The organism is Streptomyces minutiscleroticus (assembly GCF_014650875.1).
Lineage (GTDB): Bacteria > Actinomycetota > Actinomycetes > Streptomycetales > Streptomycetaceae > Streptomyces > Streptomyces minutiscleroticus.
Genome location: NZ_BMVU01000003.1, coordinates 198,887 through 214,204 on the forward strand (window position 1 = coordinate 198,887; position 15,318 = coordinate 214,204).

18 protein-coding genes are annotated in these 15,318 nt (G+C 72.6%); 7 read left to right on the forward strand and 11 right to left on the reverse strand.

Annotated elements, in window-relative coordinates; all coding sequences use genetic code 11:
- The first annotated feature begins 35 nt into the window (after positions 1-35).
- Together yicI and IE271_RS06110 are read left to right on the forward strand one after the other, a co-directional pair.
- Positions 36-2,306: an alpha-xylosidase gene (yicI, locus tag IE271_RS06105; protein WP_190189139.1), complete on the forward strand. Its 2,271-nt coding sequence runs from the start codon at positions 36-38 to the stop codon at positions 2,304-2,306.
- Between the two features lie 308 nt (positions 2,307-2,614).
- Positions 2,615-3,169: a snapalysin family zinc-dependent metalloprotease gene (locus tag IE271_RS06110; protein WP_190189140.1), complete on the forward strand. Its 555-nt coding sequence runs from the start codon at positions 2,615-2,617 to the stop codon at positions 3,167-3,169.
- A gap of 90 nt (positions 3,170-3,259) precedes the next feature.
- Here IE271_RS06110 and IE271_RS06115 read toward each other — a convergent pair whose 3' ends face one another.
- Positions 3,260-3,883 (reverse strand): TetR/AcrR family transcriptional regulator, encoded by a 624-nt coding sequence (locus IE271_RS06115; protein ID WP_190189141.1) that lies wholly within the window; start codon positions 3,881-3,883, stop codon positions 3,260-3,262.
- A gap of 172 nt (positions 3,884-4,055) precedes the next feature.
- On the opposite strand from IE271_RS06115, the gene IE271_RS06120 reads away from it, so the two are divergent.
- Positions 4,056-4,928: an NAD(P)-dependent oxidoreductase gene (locus IE271_RS06120; protein WP_190189142.1), complete on the forward strand. Its 873-nt coding sequence runs from the start codon at positions 4,056-4,058 to the stop codon at positions 4,926-4,928.
- 85 nt (positions 4,929-5,013) lie between these two features.
- Here IE271_RS06120 and IE271_RS06125 read toward each other — a convergent pair whose 3' ends face one another.
- Together IE271_RS06125 and IE271_RS06130 are read right to left on the reverse strand one after the other, a co-directional pair.
- Positions 5,014-5,562, reverse strand: coding sequence for a phosphatase PAP2 family protein (locus IE271_RS06125; protein WP_190189143.1), 549 nt, complete (start codon positions 5,560-5,562; stop codon positions 5,014-5,016).
- Between the two features lie 124 nt (positions 5,563-5,686).
- A complete protein-coding gene (locus IE271_RS06130) occupies positions 5,687-6,409 on the reverse strand; it encodes an alpha/beta hydrolase (RefSeq protein ID WP_190189144.1) in 723 nt (240 codons plus the stop codon).
- Positions 6,410-6,568: 159 nt separating this feature from the next.
- Here IE271_RS06130 and IE271_RS06135 point away from each other — a divergent pair, with 159 nt between their 5' ends.
- Positions 6,569-6,967 (forward strand): winged helix-turn-helix transcriptional regulator, encoded by a 399-nt coding sequence (locus IE271_RS06135; RefSeq protein WP_190189145.1) that lies wholly within the window; start codon positions 6,569-6,571, stop codon positions 6,965-6,967.
- Between the two features lie 65 nt (positions 6,968-7,032).
- Here the strand turns inward: IE271_RS06135 and IE271_RS06140 are convergent, their stop codons facing one another.
- The 3 genes from IE271_RS06140 to IE271_RS06150 form a co-directional block, all read right to left on the reverse strand.
- The gene (locus IE271_RS06140; protein ID WP_190189146.1) at positions 7,033-7,212 is read right to left on the reverse strand and encodes a helix-turn-helix domain-containing protein; all 180 of its coding nucleotides are present in this window, start codon (positions 7,210-7,212) and stop codon (positions 7,033-7,035) included.
- On the reverse strand, positions 7,179-7,856 hold the full coding sequence (locus IE271_RS06145) for a hypothetical protein (RefSeq protein WP_190189147.1): 678 nt from the start codon (positions 7,854-7,856) through the stop codon (positions 7,179-7,181). The genes IE271_RS06140 and IE271_RS06145 overlap by 34 nt, the downstream gene beginning before the upstream one ends.
- A 149-nt stretch (positions 7,857-8,005) precedes the next feature.
- On the reverse strand, positions 8,006-9,013 hold the full coding sequence (locus IE271_RS06150) for a hypothetical protein (protein ID WP_190189148.1): 1,008 nt from the start codon (positions 9,011-9,013) through the stop codon (positions 8,006-8,008).
- A 100-nt stretch (positions 9,014-9,113) separates the two neighbouring features.
- Here IE271_RS06150 and IE271_RS06155 point away from each other — a divergent pair, with 100 nt between their 5' ends.
- Together IE271_RS06155 and IE271_RS06160 are read left to right on the forward strand one after the other, a co-directional pair.
- Entirely contained in the window at positions 9,114-9,284 is a 171-nt protein-coding gene (locus tag IE271_RS06155; protein WP_190189149.1) for a hypothetical protein, read from the forward strand.
- 141 nt (positions 9,285-9,425) lie between these two features.
- Positions 9,426-9,806, forward strand: a complete 381-nt coding sequence (locus tag IE271_RS06160; RefSeq protein WP_190189150.1) for a peptidase inhibitor family I36 protein — start codon at positions 9,426-9,428, stop codon at positions 9,804-9,806.
- Positions 9,807-9,981: 175 nt separating this feature from the next.
- Here the strand turns inward: IE271_RS06160 and IE271_RS06165 are convergent, their stop codons facing one another.
- The 3 genes from IE271_RS06165 to IE271_RS06175 form a co-directional block, all read right to left on the reverse strand.
- On the reverse strand, positions 9,982-10,251 hold the full coding sequence (locus tag IE271_RS06165) for a hypothetical protein (RefSeq protein ID WP_190189151.1): 270 nt from the start codon (positions 10,249-10,251) through the stop codon (positions 9,982-9,984).
- A gap of 34 nt (positions 10,252-10,285) precedes the next feature.
- Positions 10,286-11,542: an IS110 family RNA-guided transposase gene (locus IE271_RS06170; RefSeq protein WP_190189323.1), complete on the reverse strand. Its 1,257-nt coding sequence runs from the start codon at positions 11,540-11,542 to the stop codon at positions 10,286-10,288.
- A gap of 532 nt (positions 11,543-12,074) precedes the next feature.
- Positions 12,075-12,797 carry an AAA family ATPase gene (locus IE271_RS06175; protein ID WP_190189152.1) on the reverse strand — a complete coding sequence of 241 codons (723 nt, stop codon included), beginning with the start codon at positions 12,795-12,797 and terminating at the stop codon, positions 12,075-12,077.
- 201 nt (positions 12,798-12,998) lie between these two features.
- Here IE271_RS06175 and IE271_RS06180 point away from each other — a divergent pair, with 201 nt between their 5' ends.
- Positions 12,999-13,832: an SDR family oxidoreductase gene (locus IE271_RS06180; protein ID WP_190189153.1), complete on the forward strand. Its 834-nt coding sequence runs from the start codon at positions 12,999-13,001 to the stop codon at positions 13,830-13,832.
- A 51-nt stretch (positions 13,833-13,883) separates the two neighbouring features.
- On the opposite strand, the gene IE271_RS06185 is transcribed toward IE271_RS06180, so the two are convergent.
- Both IE271_RS06185 and IE271_RS06190 read right to left on the reverse strand, forming a co-directional pair.
- Positions 13,884-14,825: an SDR family oxidoreductase gene (locus tag IE271_RS06185; protein ID WP_190189154.1), complete on the reverse strand. Its 942-nt coding sequence runs from the start codon at positions 14,823-14,825 to the stop codon at positions 13,884-13,886.
- Between the two features lie 88 nt (positions 14,826-14,913).
- Positions 14,914-15,294 carry an STAS domain-containing protein gene (locus IE271_RS06190; RefSeq protein ID WP_229919160.1) on the reverse strand — a complete coding sequence of 127 codons (381 nt, stop codon included), beginning with the start codon at positions 15,292-15,294 and terminating at the stop codon, positions 14,914-14,916.
- Positions 15,295-15,318: the final 24 nt, after the last annotated feature.

Genomic DNA, 15,318 nt, shown 5'->3' on the forward strand with positions numbered 1-15,318 from the left:
CCCATCCGACCGCCTCGCCCCACCCAAGGAAGATCATGAAGTTCACCGACGGCTTCTGGCTCATCCGCGAGGGCGTGGACATCGCATACGCCACCGACGTACGCGATGTCCGCACCCAATCGAAGCGCTTCACCGCCCATGCCGCCGTGAAGAAGGTGACGCGCAGGGGCGACACGCTCAACGCGCCGCTGCTCACGGTCGACTGCTTCTCACCGGCCGAGGGCGTCATCGGCGTCCGCGTCACCCACCACGGGGGCAAGCGGCGACCGGGCCCCGACTTCGCCCTGCCGGGCGCGGTGGACGACGCCGGCGAGGTGCGGCAGGACGGCACCGTCACCGAACTGGCCAGCGGCCCGCTCACCCTGCGCCTGGACCGGTCCGGCCCCTGGACCCTGAGTTTCCACGGTGCGGACGGGCGCGAGCTGACCAGGGCGAACGCCAAGAGCACCGCCTTCGCCACCACCGGCGACGGAGCCCACCACATGCTCACCCGGCTCGGCCTCGGCGTCGGCGAGCACATCTACGGCCTCGGCGAGCGCTTCACACCGTTCGTCAAGAACGGCCAGGTCGTCGACGTCTGGCAGGCCGACGGCGGCACCAGCAGCGAGCAGGCCTACAAGAACGTCCCGTTCTACCTCTCCTCGCGCGGCTACGGCGTCTTCGTCAACCACCCCGGCGCCGTCTCCTTCGAGGTCGGCTCCGAGTCGGTCGGTCAGGTGCAGTTCAGCGTCGAGGACCAGACGCTGGAGTACTTCGTCGTCGCCGGCCCCACCCCGAAGGACGTCCTGTCCCGCTACACGGCCCTCACCGGCCGCCCGGCCCTGCCCCCGGCCTGGTCCTTCGGCCTGTGGCTCACCACGTCGTTCACCACCTCCTACGACGAGGGGACGGTGATGTCGTTCGTCGACGGCATGGCCGAGCGCGGCATCCCGCTGTCCGTCTTCCACTTCGACTGCTTCTGGATGCGCGAGTACCAGTGGTGCGACTTCGAGTGGGACCCCGACGTCTTCCCCGACCCCGAGGGCATGCTCGCCCGCCTGAAGGAGAAGGGCCTGCGGATCAGCGCCTGGATCAACCCCTACATCGCCCAGAAGTCCCCGCTGTTCGACGAGGCCGCCGCCCTCGGGCACCTGGTGCGCAGGCCGGACGGCGACGTGTGGCAGTGGGACCTGTGGCAGGCCGGCATGGGCCTGGTCGACTTCACCAGCCCCGAGGCCCGCGCCTGGTTCCAGGGCAAGCTCAAGCCGCTGCTCGACCAGGGCGTCGACACCTTCAAGACCGACTTCGGCGAGCGCATCCCCACCGACGTGGTCTGGCACGACGGCTCCGACCCCGAGCGGATGCACAACTACTACACCCACCTGTACAACCGGACCGTCTTCGAGCTCCTGGAGAAGGAGCGCGGGCAGGGCGAGGCCGTGCTCTTCGCCCGCTCCGCGACCGCGGGCGGCCAGCAGTACCCGGTGCACTGGGGCGGCGACTGCTGGTCGTCCTTCGAGGCCATGTCCGAGTCGCTGCGGGGCGGCCTGTCCCTGTCGCTGAGCGGCTTCGGCTTCTGGAGCCACGACATCGGAGGCTTCGAGGGCACGCCCGACCCGGCCGTCTTCAAGCGGTGGCTGGCCTTCGGCCTGCTCTCCTCGCACAGCCGCCTGCACGGTTCGTCGTCGTACCGGGTGCCGTGGGAGTTCGGCGAGGAGGCGGTCGAGGTCGCCCGCGCGTTCACCCTGCTCAAGCACCGGCTGATGCCCTACCTCTACGCCGCCGCCGCCGAGGCCCACCGTACCGGCGTGCCGGTGATGCGGCCGATGGTCCTGGAGTTCCCCGGGGACCCGGCGTGCCGCCCGCTGGACCGCCAGTACATGCTCGGTCCGGACCTGCTCGTCGCCCCGGTGTTCACCGAGGACGGCGAGGTGGAGGTCTACCTGCCCGAGGGCACCTGGACCCACCTGCTGAGCGGCGAGCGCGTCACCGGCCCCGCCTGGCGCACCGAACGGCACGGCTTCGACAGCCTGCCGCTGTACGTCCGCGAGGGCGCCGTGCTGCCGCTGGCCGCCGACGACTCCCGCCCCGACGGCGACTGGCTGGACACCCCCACCCTGCTGGTCCACCCCTCGTCCTCGTCCGCGTACGCCGCCGAGGTCACCGTGCCCGACCCGACGGGCGCGCCGGCCGCCACGTTCCGCGTGCGGCGCGACGGCGACCTGCTGCGGGTCACCGCGGAGGGCGCCGACCGGCCGTTCGCGGTCCGTGTCGCCGGCGGGGCGAGCGCCGAGGGCACCGGCGAGGTCACGGTGCCGCTCGGCTGAGTGCACCTCCCAGGGCTCCGGAGGACCGTCCTCCGGGGCCCTGGACCGGCCGTGCCGCGCCGGGCGAGGACCTGCCGGTGACCCGGTGACCCGGTGACCCGGTGACCCGGTGACCCGGGTGACTCCGGCGGGCCTCCGCCGTCCGGGCCCCGGCAGGTCCAGGGCGCGCATCCGGCCGCCGAGCGCGGCCGGTGCCGCCGGCACGGCGGCCGGCCGTGCCGATTGACGGATTGGCGTCCGCCGGACATGGGCAGGGAGCCCAGCAATATGTGACATGAGCGCGCCACCTTCCCCACAGGAGGTCGACCATGCATGCACGCACCACCGCCCGTGCCCTCACCGCCGCCGTCACGGTGGCCCTGGCCCTGGCCGGCGGCCAGGCCCACGCGGCACCCGCGGGCGCCGCGGACCAGTCCCTCGCGGCCCGCGTCGTCACCTACGACGCCGGCGCCTCGGCGGAGTTCAAGGCCGCCGTCGACCGGGGTGCGGCGATCTGGAACGAGAGCGTGGACGGCGTCGAACTGCGCCCGGTCGCCGCCGGGCAGCGCGCCAACATCCGGATCCTGGCCGACAACGGCTGGCCCAGAGCCCTGACCACCTCACTCGGCAACGGAACCGTCTACATCGGGCGGCAGGCGGTCGACCAGGGCTACAACACGATCCGCATCTCGTCGCACGAACTCGGCCACATCCTGGGCCTGCCGGACCGCAAGCCCGGGCCCTGCACCAGTCTGATGTCGGGTTCCAGTGCCGGCGTCGCGTGCACGAACCCGTACCCGAACGCGGCCGAGAAGGCGGAGGTCGAGGGCAACTTCGGCGCCGCGGCCGCCGGCCCGGCGCACCGTGTGCTGACCGTGGACTGACCCGGCCCGCGAGTGTGCGGGGACGGCCCGTCCCCGCACACCCGCCGCCCACCCTTTCCGGAGCCGCGAGACCGGCCGTGCGTTCTCCGGCTAACGCGCCACCGCTCCACGTGACCTGATGAGCTGTGCCATGTGGCGTCCGGCGGTGAGCAGGGGCTGCTCGCTGCGGTAGACCTGGGAGGTCACCTCGGCGCCCTCCAGGGCCGACAGCACGGTGGACGCCAGCTCCTCGGCGTCCTCGTCGCCGAAGCCGCCGTCGCGGAACTTGGCGGCCAGCACCTCCTGCCAGTTCCGCAGCGCCGCGAGGCAGGCCTCCTGGATGGGGGAGGTGCGGCCGATGGTCTCCAGGGCCGTCGCCGTCACCGGGCAGCCGTCGGCCCAGTCCGACGCGCGCAGGGCGGTGGCGAGCAGGCGGGCGCAGTTCTCCACCGCGACGGCCGGGTCGTCGGAGCCGGCGAGCCCGGTGCCGAGCATGTCGGCGAACTCCCGGTCGCCGTGCTGGATCGCGGCGACGGCCAGCTCCTCCTTGCCCCCGGGGAAGAAGTGGTAGACGGAGCCGAGCGTCGCCTCCGCCTCCTTGGCGATGAGCTTGATCCCCGTGCCCTCGTACCCCTGCCGCTGGAAGAGGCGCGACGCGGCCCGCACCACGCGCTCACGCGTGCCGATTCCGGTCCTCGCAGGCGAAGTGCTCGCGTCCTGTGGCTTGGTTCCCATGCCCTCAATCTACTTGGTAGAGCGATCGTTTTAGAACCTGCTACATTGCTTCTTGATAGAACGATCGTTTTAGAAGGGCGAGCCGGCCGTTCCGGCGCGGCTCCCCGTCGTTCCCCCTGCCCCGGACAGGGGCGGGGCGGGTCATGACACGGACTACGCGAGGAGCGTTCGGATGAACGAGCAGTCGGTGACGGTCATCGGTCTGGGGCCGATGGGCCGGGCGATGGTGGACACCTACCTGGACCACGGCTACGACGTGACGGTGTGGAACCGGACCGCCGCCAGGGCGGAGGCCCTGGTGGCCCGCGGTGCCGTACTCGCACCCACCGTCGAGGAGGCGCTGGCCGCCAACGAGCTGATCGTGCTCAGCCTGACGGACTACGACGCGGTGTACGCCGTCCTGGAGCCGGCCGCGGCGTCCCTGTCCGGAAAGGTCGTCGCCAATCTCAGCTCCGACACCCCCGACAGGGCCCGTGAGGCGGCCGCGTGGGCGGCCGGGCACGGCGCGAAGCACCTCACCGGCGGTGTGCAGGTGCCGCCGCCGCTGATCGGCAAGCCCGGGTCCGCCACCTACTACAGCGGCCCCAAGGACGCCTTCGACGCCCACGAGGCCGCGCTGAAGGTGCTCACCGACACCGACTACCGCGGTGCGGACCCCGGCCTCGCCGCCCTGTACTACCAGGCCCAGATGACCGTCTTCTGGACCTCGATGCTCGGCTACCACCAGGCCCTCGCCCTGGGCCGTGCCAACGGTGTCACCGCGAAGGAGCTGCTGCCCTACGCCACGATGCAGATGGCGATGATGCCGCACTTCCTGGAGCTGTACGGCGAGCGCGTGGACTCGGGCGCCCACCCCGGTGACGTCGACCGCCTGGCGATGGGCGCGGCCAGCGCGGACCACGTCCTGCACACGCACGAGGAGGCCGGCGTCGACACCGTTCTGCCGGCGGCCGTGGCCCGGATCTTCCGCGCGGGCATGGACAGGGGCTTCGCCGAGAACAGCTTCTCCCGTCTCATCGAGGTCCTGGAGAAGCCGGCGGCCTGAGCCGGCCGACGGACGGGCCCGGCCCCGCGGAGGTGTCCCCCCGCAGGACCGGGCCCGTTCCCGCCCGCACGGCCGGCCGCGGCCGTCACCGCCACATGCGCAGTGCCCACCGCGGCAGACGTCTGACCAACCAGGCGCCGGCGAGTCCGATGACCGCCCCGGCGGCCACGTCGCTGGGGTAGTGGGCGCCGGACTGCACCCGCTCGACGGCCACCAGGGCGGCCGGCACCGCACAGACGGCACCGGCCGCCGGCCACGAGGGGGCGACCGCGGCGGTGAAGGCCACCGCGGCCGCGGTGTGCCCGGACGGGAACGACGAGGAGTCGGGCCGGTCCTCGACCTCGTCGTGCGGGATCCACTCCTTGGGCGGCCGCGGGCGGTCGCTCACCTGCTTGCACACACCGTTGGACACCAACTGCGCCAGGGTGAGGGCCGTCATGCCCGCCACGGCGGCCCTGCGGCCGCGCCATCCGCCGGCCGCGGCCATCACCACGGCCGCGCCGCACCACAACTTGCTGCTCTCCGCCGCCTCCTCCACCGCCGACAGCGTCCGGTGGAGGGTGGGTTCCTGCCAGGCGGCCATCCGTTTGGTCATCCGCCGGTCCGTCTCGCGCACTACCGCCAGCAACTTCATTACCTGCGGGTATCCCGCGCCCGACGGAGTACGCGTGCCCGGGTCCACGGGCATCGGCGGCAGCCGTCGCCGCGAGGGGGGCCGACTCGCGCCGGGGCGCTCCGGCGCCGGCGGCCGGACGCCGCTAGAGGCCGAGCAGCAGCCGGCTCAGCTCCGCCGGCATGGTGATCATGCAGTCGTGCCCGGTGGGCAGCTCCCACACCCGCGACGGGGAACCGTTGGGCTGCACCGCGGGGACGGGCCGCCGGACGATGCCCTCCGGCTCCGCGCCGACGCAGTGGATGTGGGTGCGCGGAATCGCCTCCACGGCCGGGTCGTCCAGCCGGACCGGCTGCTGCAGGCAGCGCACCGGCTGGTCGGAGAGCATCGTGCGCAGCCATGCGACGTCCGCCGGGTCGGTGACCCCGAACAGGCCGTGGGGCGGCGGCATCTCGGGCAGCGGCGGGACGCGCCACCCGCCGTCCGACCCCGCGGCCAGGTCGATCAGGTTCCGGGTCATGGGCTGGACGTCGACGGCCGTCTCGCCGTGCTCCGGGACCATCGCGTCCAGGTACACCAGATGCGCGATCCGCTCCGGTACGTCGTTCGCCACGGACGAGACGACCAGTCCCGCGTAGCTGTGGCCCACGAGGACCACGTCGGTCAGGTCCTCCTCGCGGATCAGCTCGACCACGTCCTCGACGTGGGTGTCGAGCCCCACCTCGGGACCGAGCAGGTGCGCCTTGTCACCGTAGCCGGTCAGCGACGGCGCGAACACACGGTGTCCGGCCGACTCCAGCAGCGGGACCACCCGGTCCCAGCACCGGCCGCTGTGCCAAGCGCCGTGGACCAGCAGGAATGTAGACATGGTGGGAGTGATTCCTTCTCGGGGCGGGGTGGAGGCGCGGGGACATGGTGGTTCCTGTTCGTGCCTCGGTACTCTTCGAGAACCGAGACCATCGTGGTGCGCCGGCCGCACCGCGGGCAATAAGGCACTTTTCCGTGCCCCGGTTCTGTGGAGGTAACCATGAGCGCAGCGGGCGACGGGCCGCGTCCGGCCCGGCAGGAGGACCCGTGCCGGGCCCGTGAGGTGCTCGGCATCGTCGGTGACAAGTGGTCGCTGCTGGTCGTGCGCAACCTCAGACAGGGACCGCGCCGCTTCACCGAACTCAAGCGGGCCGTCGACGGGATCAGCCAGCGCATGCTCACCGTCACCCTGCGCAGCCTGGAACGCGACGGAATCCTCACGCGGACCGTCCACAACGTGATGCCACCGCACGTCAGTTACGAACTCACGCCGCTGGGCCGGACCCTGCGCGAAGCAACGGCGCCCCTGCTGGAGTGGAGCGTCGCGAACCTGGCGCGGATCGACGCCGCGCGCGCCGCGTACGACACCCGCCCCGACACCCCCGCCCCGCCCGCCTGACCCGCCTGGCCCCTGCCTCCGCCGTCCTGCGTGGCGCTACGGGGCCCCGTGCGCCGCGCGGCGGCTCACTGGGGCGGCTCCGCCGGCTGCGGCAGCCCGTACCGGACCAGCTGGGTGCGGGAGGTGAGCCCGAGCTTGGTGAAGACCTTGTGCAGGTGGTAGTCGATGGTCCGGGGGCTGAGGAACAGCTGGTCCGCGATCTCCGGGTTGGTCATGCCCTGCGCGGCCAGAGCCGCGATCTGCAACTCCTGGGGGTGAGCCGGTCGAGGGCGCCGGGACCGGTGCGCGCGGCGGTCTCCCCGGTGGCGCGCAGCTCCGCCACGGCGCGTTCGGCGAGGGGCCGTGCGCCGATGCCGGTGAGCAGTTCGTGCGCGGTTCTCAGGTGCGGTCGCGCCTGCCGGCCGCGCCGCCGGCGGCGCAGCCATTCCCCGTACAGCAGGTGGGAGCGGGCGCGCTGCCACGGCGGCAGGGCGGCGGCGAGCGCGACGGCGTTCTCGTGGTGCTCCTGCGCCGAACGGTCGTCGAGCAGGGCCCGGCAGCGGGCGAGGAGCGCGCGCCGGGCGTCGGTGGGCGCCGCGCCGACCCGGAGGGCGAAGGCGCGGGTCAGGCGCTCGGCCTCGTCGCGGCGGCCGGAGCGGACCGCGGCCTCGACGGCGTCGGGCAGGGCGGCGAACCCGACGACGGGGTTGAAGCCGGGGGCCCCGGCCGCGGTCACGGGCAGGAGCCGTTCGGCGGCCTCCGCGGGCCGCCCGGCCCCGAGTTCGGCGCGGCCGACGGCCCACCGGGCGAGGGCGGCGTGGTAGGCGGACCCGTTGCGCTGGGCCAGGACGAGCACTTCGGCGGCGTGCCCGCACGCCTCGTCGTACCGGCCGCGCACCGCGTCGGCCATGGCCTTGTGGCTGAGGTGCGTGGCCCTGCCCTGGCCCAGCTCCGCCGCCAGCCGTTCGCCCTCCGCGGCGACGGCGTAGGCGAGGTCGTAGCTGTCGACCCCGATGAGGTCCGCGGACTGCTGGGCCAGGGCGAGGGGCAGCAGGCTGATCAGGCCCTGGCGGCGTGCCAGCCGGACGGCCGCTCGGCGTGGGCCAGACCGGCCCCCGCCCCGTGGGCGACGGACTCCGCGCGGGCCGCCCAGATCAGCGCCCGGGGGTCGTCCGCGCGGCCGGCCTGTCCGGCGGCGGCCCCGAGCAGGTCCTGGGCCTGTCCGTACGCTCCTTCGAGGAGCTTCGCGTGCCCCCGCACCAGGTAGGAGACGAGGCGGTCGCGGGCGGTACGGGGCGGAACGGCGCAGGCGCGCTCGGCCAGCGCCGCGAGCCTCGCGGTGTCGCCCAGGAAGAACGCCGAGCCCGCGGCCTCGATCAGTGTCTCCAGGGTGCCGGAGGGGTCCGTGCTCGCCTGCGCCGCCTCCAGCAGCTGGTCGCAGGCGTTGCGGAGGTGGCCGGCGCGGGCCTCGATGACACCGCCGAGGCGGAGCAGGCGCGCGGACAGGTCGCCGTCGGCGCTCGCCAGCGCGCGGGAGACCGTCGCCCGGGCCCGGTCGGTCTGCCCCGCCGCCCACAGGGCGTCGGCCGCCGCGGCCAGCCGGCGGGTGCGGCGGCCCGTGTCGGTGCTCAGCTCGGCCGAGCGCAGCAGGGCGGCGGCCGCCGGCGCGTGGGCCGCCCGGCGCGTGGCACGCCCGGCCGACTCCTCCAGGGCCGCGGCGATCCCCTCGTCGTCCTCGACGGCGGCCAGCGCCTGGTGCCAGACGCGCCGGTCGGTGTCCGCGGGCCCGGGCAGGACCTGTGCGAGGGCGGTGTGGGCGGCCCGACGCCTGCTGAGGGTCGCGCCGTCGTGGACGGCGGCGCGCACCAGGGGGTGCCGGAAGGCGATACGGCCGCCGTGCGTGCTGATCAGGGCGGCGTCCTCGGCCGCGTCGAGGGCGTCGTCGGGCAGGCGCAGCGCGGCCGCGGCCCGCAGCACCACCGCGGCGTCACCGGTGTCGTCCGCTGCGGCCAGGAGCAGCGCGGTCCGGGTGGCCTCGGGCAGCCGCCCGATGCGCTCGTGGAACATGCGCCGGATGCGCGGTGTGAGCGGGATCGTCTCCGGCAGCGCCTCGTCGCCGCGGAGCTGCGGCCCGGACAGACACCTCAGGCGCCTAACTCGTCAAGCCATGCGTGTCTTCAGCGTCTTCTGCATCGAGCACCGCCTCCAGAGTCTCTCCGATCTGGATGAGGTCTTCCGCAGAGAGCTTGGGTGGAGTCCAGCGATGTGCGCGAGCGTGATCGACGAAGGCCTCGTCCAGCGGGACGTGGTAGCGCTCGACGTAGTGAGCAAGGTCTGACTGATCGTTTCAGATTGAAATGATCAGTCAGGCGTCGTTTCTTACGCAACCACTGAACCAACAGGCGCGTGAGAGCCGTCTTACGGCTGGACGCGGCGACCATGACCGCGCTTCCGCGGGCAGCAACAGGAAAGGACACTCATGAGACTGACAGTCAAGACCGCAGTGATAGCGGCAGCCATTGCCTCCACCGCCGTACTGGTGGCTCCGGGAACCGCATCGGCTGACCCCAGGGACCCGCTCCCGAGCAACTGTGCGGAGGGTAAGGTCTGCCTCTACGACGGCCACAACCTCACCGGGGACGTCCTCCAGCTTGACCCGGTGACCACCCCCTTCATCGGCTGGGAGTGGAACGACCGGGCCAGCTCGGTGTGGAACCGCAGTGGCGACTATGCCTGCATCTGGCTCGATGCCAACCACTACGGCTACCCCTTCGATATCCCGCCGGGCGCGACGCAGGAACTTCTGTACCTCTACGACAACGCGGTGTCCTCCATTTCGATCAACGGCTGCGGAGGCTAAGCCGACCGGTCGACTGAACCCGCCGTCCGCCTGAGCTTCGAGGGAGGACGGCGGGTTCAGCTGAGCGGCGCACTTTCAGAGCGCGCTGGCCACCGTACGTCGGAAGTCCAGGGCCGTGAGGCAGGCGTCGACTCCACCGTGCCGAACACGTCCGCACGGTGGCGTGCCAGGCGCTTCATTCTGAAACGATCAGTGAGTACCAGAACCACTCGCCGTCAGTGTGCAGCTCCAACGCGCCGATGAATTCGCTGCTCAGCGCGTCATGGACTGGCGATCCGGTGACGGCAAGGGCAGATCCTGAACGGAGATAACGCACCAGCTTCTCCTCGCCCGGAACGGCGTGGTCGCGGACCGAGTCGCGAAGTGCAGGGCCGTCGGGGCGACCATGTGCCAGTTCCTGAAACTCACCAAGGAACCGGTTGTAGGGAAAAGATTCACTGGCCATGCGCGGAAGCTTATTCACGCTCTGCAGCTTGGCGTCACGCCGCCTCTAGAGCCTTGGCAGCAGTAGAAGGAAACGCCGTCTGTTCATCGAACAGTTCGTGCTGCTGGAGACAGTGGTAGAGCTGGCCGAGCATGCGGTTGAAGAGGTTGCGCTGGGCCGCTGCGTGCCAGTCGCCATGGTCGTCACGGCGCTTGCGGTAGTGCGTCTTGGCGCCAGGAGAGGCGCTGATAGCGGAGAAAGCCCAGTAGTAGCCGGCATGGTTGAGGCGGTCATTCTTCACCCAGCGCCTGGTGACGCTGGACTTCTTGCCGGACGCCCTGGTGATGGGTGACGCGCCGGCATAGGCCTTCAGCCCACGGGCGTCCGAGAAGCGCTGCCGGTCGTCTCCGATTTCGGCCAACACCCGGGCGCCGAGCTGGACGCCGAGGCCGGGGAAGCTGAGGATGATGTCAGCGTCCGGGTGCTGAGGGAATGCCTCGTCCACCGCCTCTTCGAGGTCGGTGGCAGCCTGGGAGGCGGCTTCAAGCTGAATGAGCAGGGCGAGCATTTGCTTGCCGAGAGCGTCTTCGACGAGCGGCGGCTGATGAGCCCAGTCGCCTCGGAGGACCTCGTGGAGCCGGTCGGCTTCCGCTTCGATGCCGCGCTGGCGGCCAGCCCGCTTGAGGGCCGACCGGAGTTGCACACGGGGCAGCCTTGCAGCTCGCGTCGGCGTGGGAGCGAGGCGGAGGAGTTCGTGGGCCTCGGGCCGGCAAAGGCCCTTCTTCCAGGTCTCCACGGCTGCCAGGGCAGCCGGATAGTACTCGCGCGGCAGGGAGCGCATCTGGTTGGCGATCTGTTGGCGGTTCCAGACGGCGTCTTGCTGGGCGCGTGCGAGAACTGCGACGGCGCGGGCCAGGTCACTGTCCTGTGGCAGCGGCCGGTGGGCGTGCATGTCGGTGCGCAAGATGTTCGCCAGGACCAGGGCGTCGCCGGGGTCGGACTTCTTCCGCGAAACGGAGTGCCGATCGCGGTAGCGGGAAGCAGCCATCGGATTAATGGCGAACACTTGCCGCTTACCGGTTCGCAGCACGGCCACAAGCAGTCCGCGGGAGGTTTCGATCGCGACCGGGATCGGGTTGTCCTCACAGTCGCCGTAGTCGGCAAGCAGGTCCAAAAGGATCTTGTAGCCAGCCGCGTCGTCAGTGACGTGCCGCTTGGCGAGCAGCTGGCCGCTGTCGTCGACCAGGGCGACGTCGTGCGTGCGCTCGGCCCAGTCGATACCGCAGTAGATCAAGTTCGTCCCCTCCGCCATGCTCTTGCTGATCGTTCGCGAGCTCACGCGGGCCACGCAGCGACCTAATCCCAGGACTCAGCCCCTCACGGCCGGTCCGCCACCTCAGTAGCTGTTCGTGGCACCAGCTCGCCCCGCGGGCCTCGGTCTTCGCGGGAGCTCGGGGCTCGGGCGTCGTGAGAGGTCACCGTGGAGTGGGCTCGCACCACCAACACCAACGAGTGACGTTCGAAATGGTGTTGACGCTCGCTGACGCTGGGCGTCGCCGATCTTTCGGTAGGCATCGCAGGCCGGGAGGGACGTCAAGCATCCGCCCAGCGCCAGCGGGCGCCAACACCTTTCAGACTCGCTGTGAGCTGGGCGTCGGCTCGACGTACGTCCAGCGCCCCGGCGGCTTCCATCGGTTCGTGGTGGCGGCCGATGCGGGCCGAGACGTGCCCCGTCTGTCCGAAGGCCTCATGGGCCAAGCCGCCCGCTTGCATCCACTCGGGCACCACACGCGGCCGCCACCACTCGAACGCTCCGCCGTGGATACCGTCCCAACGGACCGCTCTTAATTCCGGATCAGGCTGCCCGGGAGTTCCAGGAGGGCCAGGGGGTTGCCGTGCGCCTCGTCCAGGAGCCGGGCCCGGACCGTCGGCGCCAGGTCCTGGCCGGCGCGCGCGAGCAGGGCGGCGGCGTCGGGCCCGGGCAGGCCCTCGACGAGGAGTTCCGCCAGGCCGGGGGTGGTGAAGTCGCCCGGCTCGCCGTCGCGGACCGCGATCAGCACGGCCACCGCTTCGGCCCGGAGCCTGCGGGCGGCGAACAGCACGGCGTCGCTCGACGGCCGGTCCAGCCACTGCGCGTCGTCGACGAGGAGCAGCAGCGGCTGCCGCTCGGCGGCCGCGGCCAGCAGCATCATCAGCTGCGTGGCGACGCGGAAGCGGTCGGGCACCGCCCCGTCCCCGGCCGCCTCGGACAGCCCGACCGCCGCGGCCAGTGCGGCCGAGCGCTCCGGGGGCATCGCGAGGAGCGTGTCGGTGAGGGGGCCGACGAGGTCGTACAGGCCGGCGAAGGCCAGAGCGGACTCGTGCTCGACCCCGGTCGTCCGGAGCACGAGCGCTCCCGGTGCCCGGGCCGCCGCGTGGTCCAGCAGCGCCGTCTTCCCGATACCGGGCTGCCCCCGCAGGACGAGGGCGCCGCCCGCGCCCTCGGCGGTACGGGCCAGCAGGTCGTCGATCTCCGCGCGTTCTCGCTCACGGCCGACGAGAGCGGGAGGCGTGGGGCGTCGTGACATGGCGTGATCAGGATATCCGCGCCCGGTCGGCGGGCCCCTCCGGGTCGGGGAGGGGCCGTACCCGGGCGGGCGGTACCGGTGGCGCCGGCCTCCTCACCGGTGACCGGACCGGTGACTTCGCAGATGCCCCGGTGGGTGCCGCGGCCGGAGCATGGACGACGTCGGGCCGAACGGCGGCCCCCTCCCCCGAAGGAGCTGGACATGACTGCGCGGACGTGGCTGATCACCGGTGTGAGCAGCGGCTTGGGCCGCCGTATGACCGAGCGGCTGCTCGCGGACGGCGACCGGGTCGCGGGCACGGTCCGCGACCCGGACGCGGTGGCCGACCTGAAGTCGGCCTACGGCGACCAGCTGTGGCCGGCCGAGCTCGACGTCACCGACCTCCCCGGTGTGCGCCGGGTCGTGGACGAGGCGTTCGAGGAGCTGGGCCGGATCGACGTCGTGGTGAACAACGCCGGATACGGGCTGTTCGGCGCGGCGGAGGAACTCTCCGACGAGCAGGTGCGGCACGAGATCGACACCAACATGACCGGCTCGGTCCAGGTGGCCCGGGCGGCCCTGCCGCACCTGCGGGAGCAGGGCGGCGGCCGCATCATCCAGATCTCGACCTACGGCGGCCAGGCCACGCACCCGGGGGCCACGCTGTACCACGCGAGCAAGTGGGGCATCGAGGGCTTCATGGAGTCGCTGGCCAAGGAGGTCGCGGCCTTCGGCATCGAGGTGACGATCGTCGAGCCCGGCGGCGCCCGCACCGGCTTCCGCTCCGGCGGCGCCCGCCTGGCCGAGCCGCTGGCGGCCTACGACGGGACCCCCGCCGCCGTGGTCCGCGGCATCAGGAACGCCCCGCCGTCCCCCGGGGACCCCGCGAAGATGGCCGCCGCGATCATCGAGAGCGCCGGGCGGACGCCCGCTCCGCGCCGCCTGGTGCTGGGCAGCGACTCCTACCGGTTCATGCACGACGCCCTGACCGAGCGGCTGGCCGAGCTGGAGGCGCAGAAGGAGTCCGCCGCCACGACCGACTCGCCGGCCGCCTGACCGGGGATCCCGGCCCACGCCGACCTCGCGGGTCCCCGGGCGTCCACCGGCTCATCCGGTCGGGTGCTGTCCCGGGGGACGGGCACCGGACCGGCTGTGGGCGTTCCAGTCGGCCCGGCCGCCGACGCCCAGGACCCCGGTGTGCGACGCGAGGTCCTGGGCGGTGAGGGTGCGCATCTCCCGGCGGGCGACGCGGGCCACCAGGGCGGGGAAGACGGGCCGCAGGGGCTGGCACCAGCGCAGCCAGGGCGGCGCGTAGACGTTCAGGGCGCGGTGCTCGATCCCGGTGGCCAGCCAGCGGGCGACCTGCGCCGGGCTGTGGACGCGGCGGGCGGGGCCGGGCTGGTGCCTGCGCAGCGCGGACAGGACGGGGTGCTCGTCCATCCCGGAGACCATGTCGGTGCCGGTCCAGTGGAGGTAGGCGATGCCCACGGTGACACCGTCGGGTTCCACCTCGCCGCGCAGCGCGTACGCGAAGGACTCGGCGCCGGCCTTGGAGGCGCAGTAGGCGCTCATCATCGGCGCGGCGCCGAACGCGGCGGTCGAGGCGATCTGCAGGAAGTAGCCGCGCGTGCGCCGCAGGTGCGGCAGGAAGGCGCGGGCGGTGTTCGCGGAGCCGGTGAGGTTGACGTCGATGACACGCTGCCACAGGTCGGCGTCGACGGCGGCGAAGGGGCCTCCGGCGGCGATGCCGGCGTTCGCCACGACGACGCTCGCCGGGCCGAACCGCGCGGTCACCTCCGCGGCGGCGTGGTCGAGCGCGGCGCGGTCGGTGACGTCGGCCTCGACGCACAGGGCGGGTGCGGGCAGCTCCGCGGCGACCCGGCACAGCGATTCCTTCTCGCGGCCGATCAGCGCGACCCGCACGCCCGTCGCGGACAGCTGTCGCACCAGCGCCTCACCGACACCTCGCGCCGCCCCGGTCACGACCGCGATGCGTCCGCGCAGCACCGCGGGGTCCCGCCGCCCCGGCCGGAAGACAAGCCTCTGCATGGTGTGGTCCTCCTTCGGGCCCAGCCTTGCCGATCCAGGACCCGTACGCACGCCCGGCCCGCCGCGGCACGGGCCGACGGGGTGGCGGTCAGCCGGTGGTCCCGTCCTCCAGGTGGAGGGCCTGGTGCAGGGTGGGACAGCAGTCGATGACGGTGTCGAGGCCGCTGACCTGGAGGATCCGCCGCACGGGGCGCTGGGGGCGGGCCAGGCGGATCCATCCGGGTGTGCCGAGGGTGGCGCGGTGGAGGGCGACCAGGGCGTTGATGCCGGTGGAGTCCATGAAAGTGACCCATCTGAGGTCCACCACGAGGCGGACGGGGTCGGTCGCGCAGGCCGCGAGGGCGCGGCGCAGACGGCCGACGGTGTGGAGGTCGACCTCGCCCTGCAGGCCGAGGACGGTGGTGCCGTCGGTGACGGTGCGGACGACGGTCAGCCAGCTGGCACCGTCTGTGTCGTAGGAGCTGGTCACACGTCCCTCTGCAACGGTCGGCGA

Excerpts from the sequence above, each read along its gene's own strand:
- IE271_RS06120 (WP_190189142.1), top strand. The coding sequence starts at position 4,056 with ATGAACGAGCAGTCGGTGACGGTCATCGGTCTGGGGCCGATGGGCCGG.
- IE271_RS06130 (WP_190189144.1), bottom strand. The coding sequence starts at position 6,409 with ATGTCTACATTCCTGCTGGTCCACGGCGCTTGGCACAGCGGCCGGTGC.
- IE271_RS06185 (WP_190189154.1), bottom strand. The coding sequence starts at position 14,825 with ATGCAGAGGCTTGTCTTCCGGCCGGGGCGGCGGGACCCCGCGGTGCTG.
- IE271_RS06175 (WP_190189152.1), bottom strand. The coding sequence starts at position 12,797 with ATGTCACGACGCCCCACGCCTCCCGCTCTCGTCGGCCGTGAGCGAGAA.
- IE271_RS06115 (WP_190189141.1), bottom strand. The coding sequence starts at position 3,883 with ATGGGAACCAAGCCACAGGACGCGAGCACTTCGCCTGCGAGGACCGGA.
- IE271_RS06145 (WP_190189147.1), bottom strand. The coding sequence starts at position 7,856 with ATGGCCGACGCGGTGCGCGGCCGGTACGACGAGGCGTGCGGGCACGCC.
- IE271_RS06180 (WP_190189153.1), top strand. The coding sequence starts at position 12,999 with ATGACTGCGCGGACGTGGCTGATCACCGGTGTGAGCAGCGGCTTGGGC.
- IE271_RS06170 (WP_190189323.1), bottom strand. The coding sequence starts at position 11,542 with ATGGCGGAGGGGACGAACTTGATCTACTGCGGTATCGACTGGGCCGAG.
- IE271_RS06110 (WP_190189140.1), top strand. The coding sequence starts at position 2,615 with ATGCATGCACGCACCACCGCCCGTGCCCTCACCGCCGCCGTCACGGTG.
- IE271_RS06135 (WP_190189145.1), top strand. The coding sequence starts at position 6,569 with ATGAGCGCAGCGGGCGACGGGCCGCGTCCGGCCCGGCAGGAGGACCCG.
- IE271_RS06160 (WP_190189150.1), top strand. The coding sequence starts at position 9,426 with ATGAGACTGACAGTCAAGACCGCAGTGATAGCGGCAGCCATTGCCTCC.
- IE271_RS06150 (WP_190189148.1), bottom strand. The coding sequence starts at position 9,013 with ATGTTCCACGAGCGCATCGGGCGGCTGCCCGAGGCCACCCGGACCGCG.
- IE271_RS06155 (WP_190189149.1), top strand. The coding sequence starts at position 9,114 with ATGCGTGTCTTCAGCGTCTTCTGCATCGAGCACCGCCTCCAGAGTCTC.
- IE271_RS06165 (WP_190189151.1), bottom strand. The coding sequence starts at position 10,251 with ATGGCCAGTGAATCTTTTCCCTACAACCGGTTCCTTGGTGAGTTTCAG.
- yicI (WP_190189139.1), top strand. The coding sequence starts at position 36 with ATGAAGTTCACCGACGGCTTCTGGCTCATCCGCGAGGGCGTGGACATC.
- IE271_RS06125 (WP_190189143.1), bottom strand. The coding sequence starts at position 5,562 with ATGAAGTTGCTGGCGGTAGTGCGCGAGACGGACCGGCGGATGACCAAA.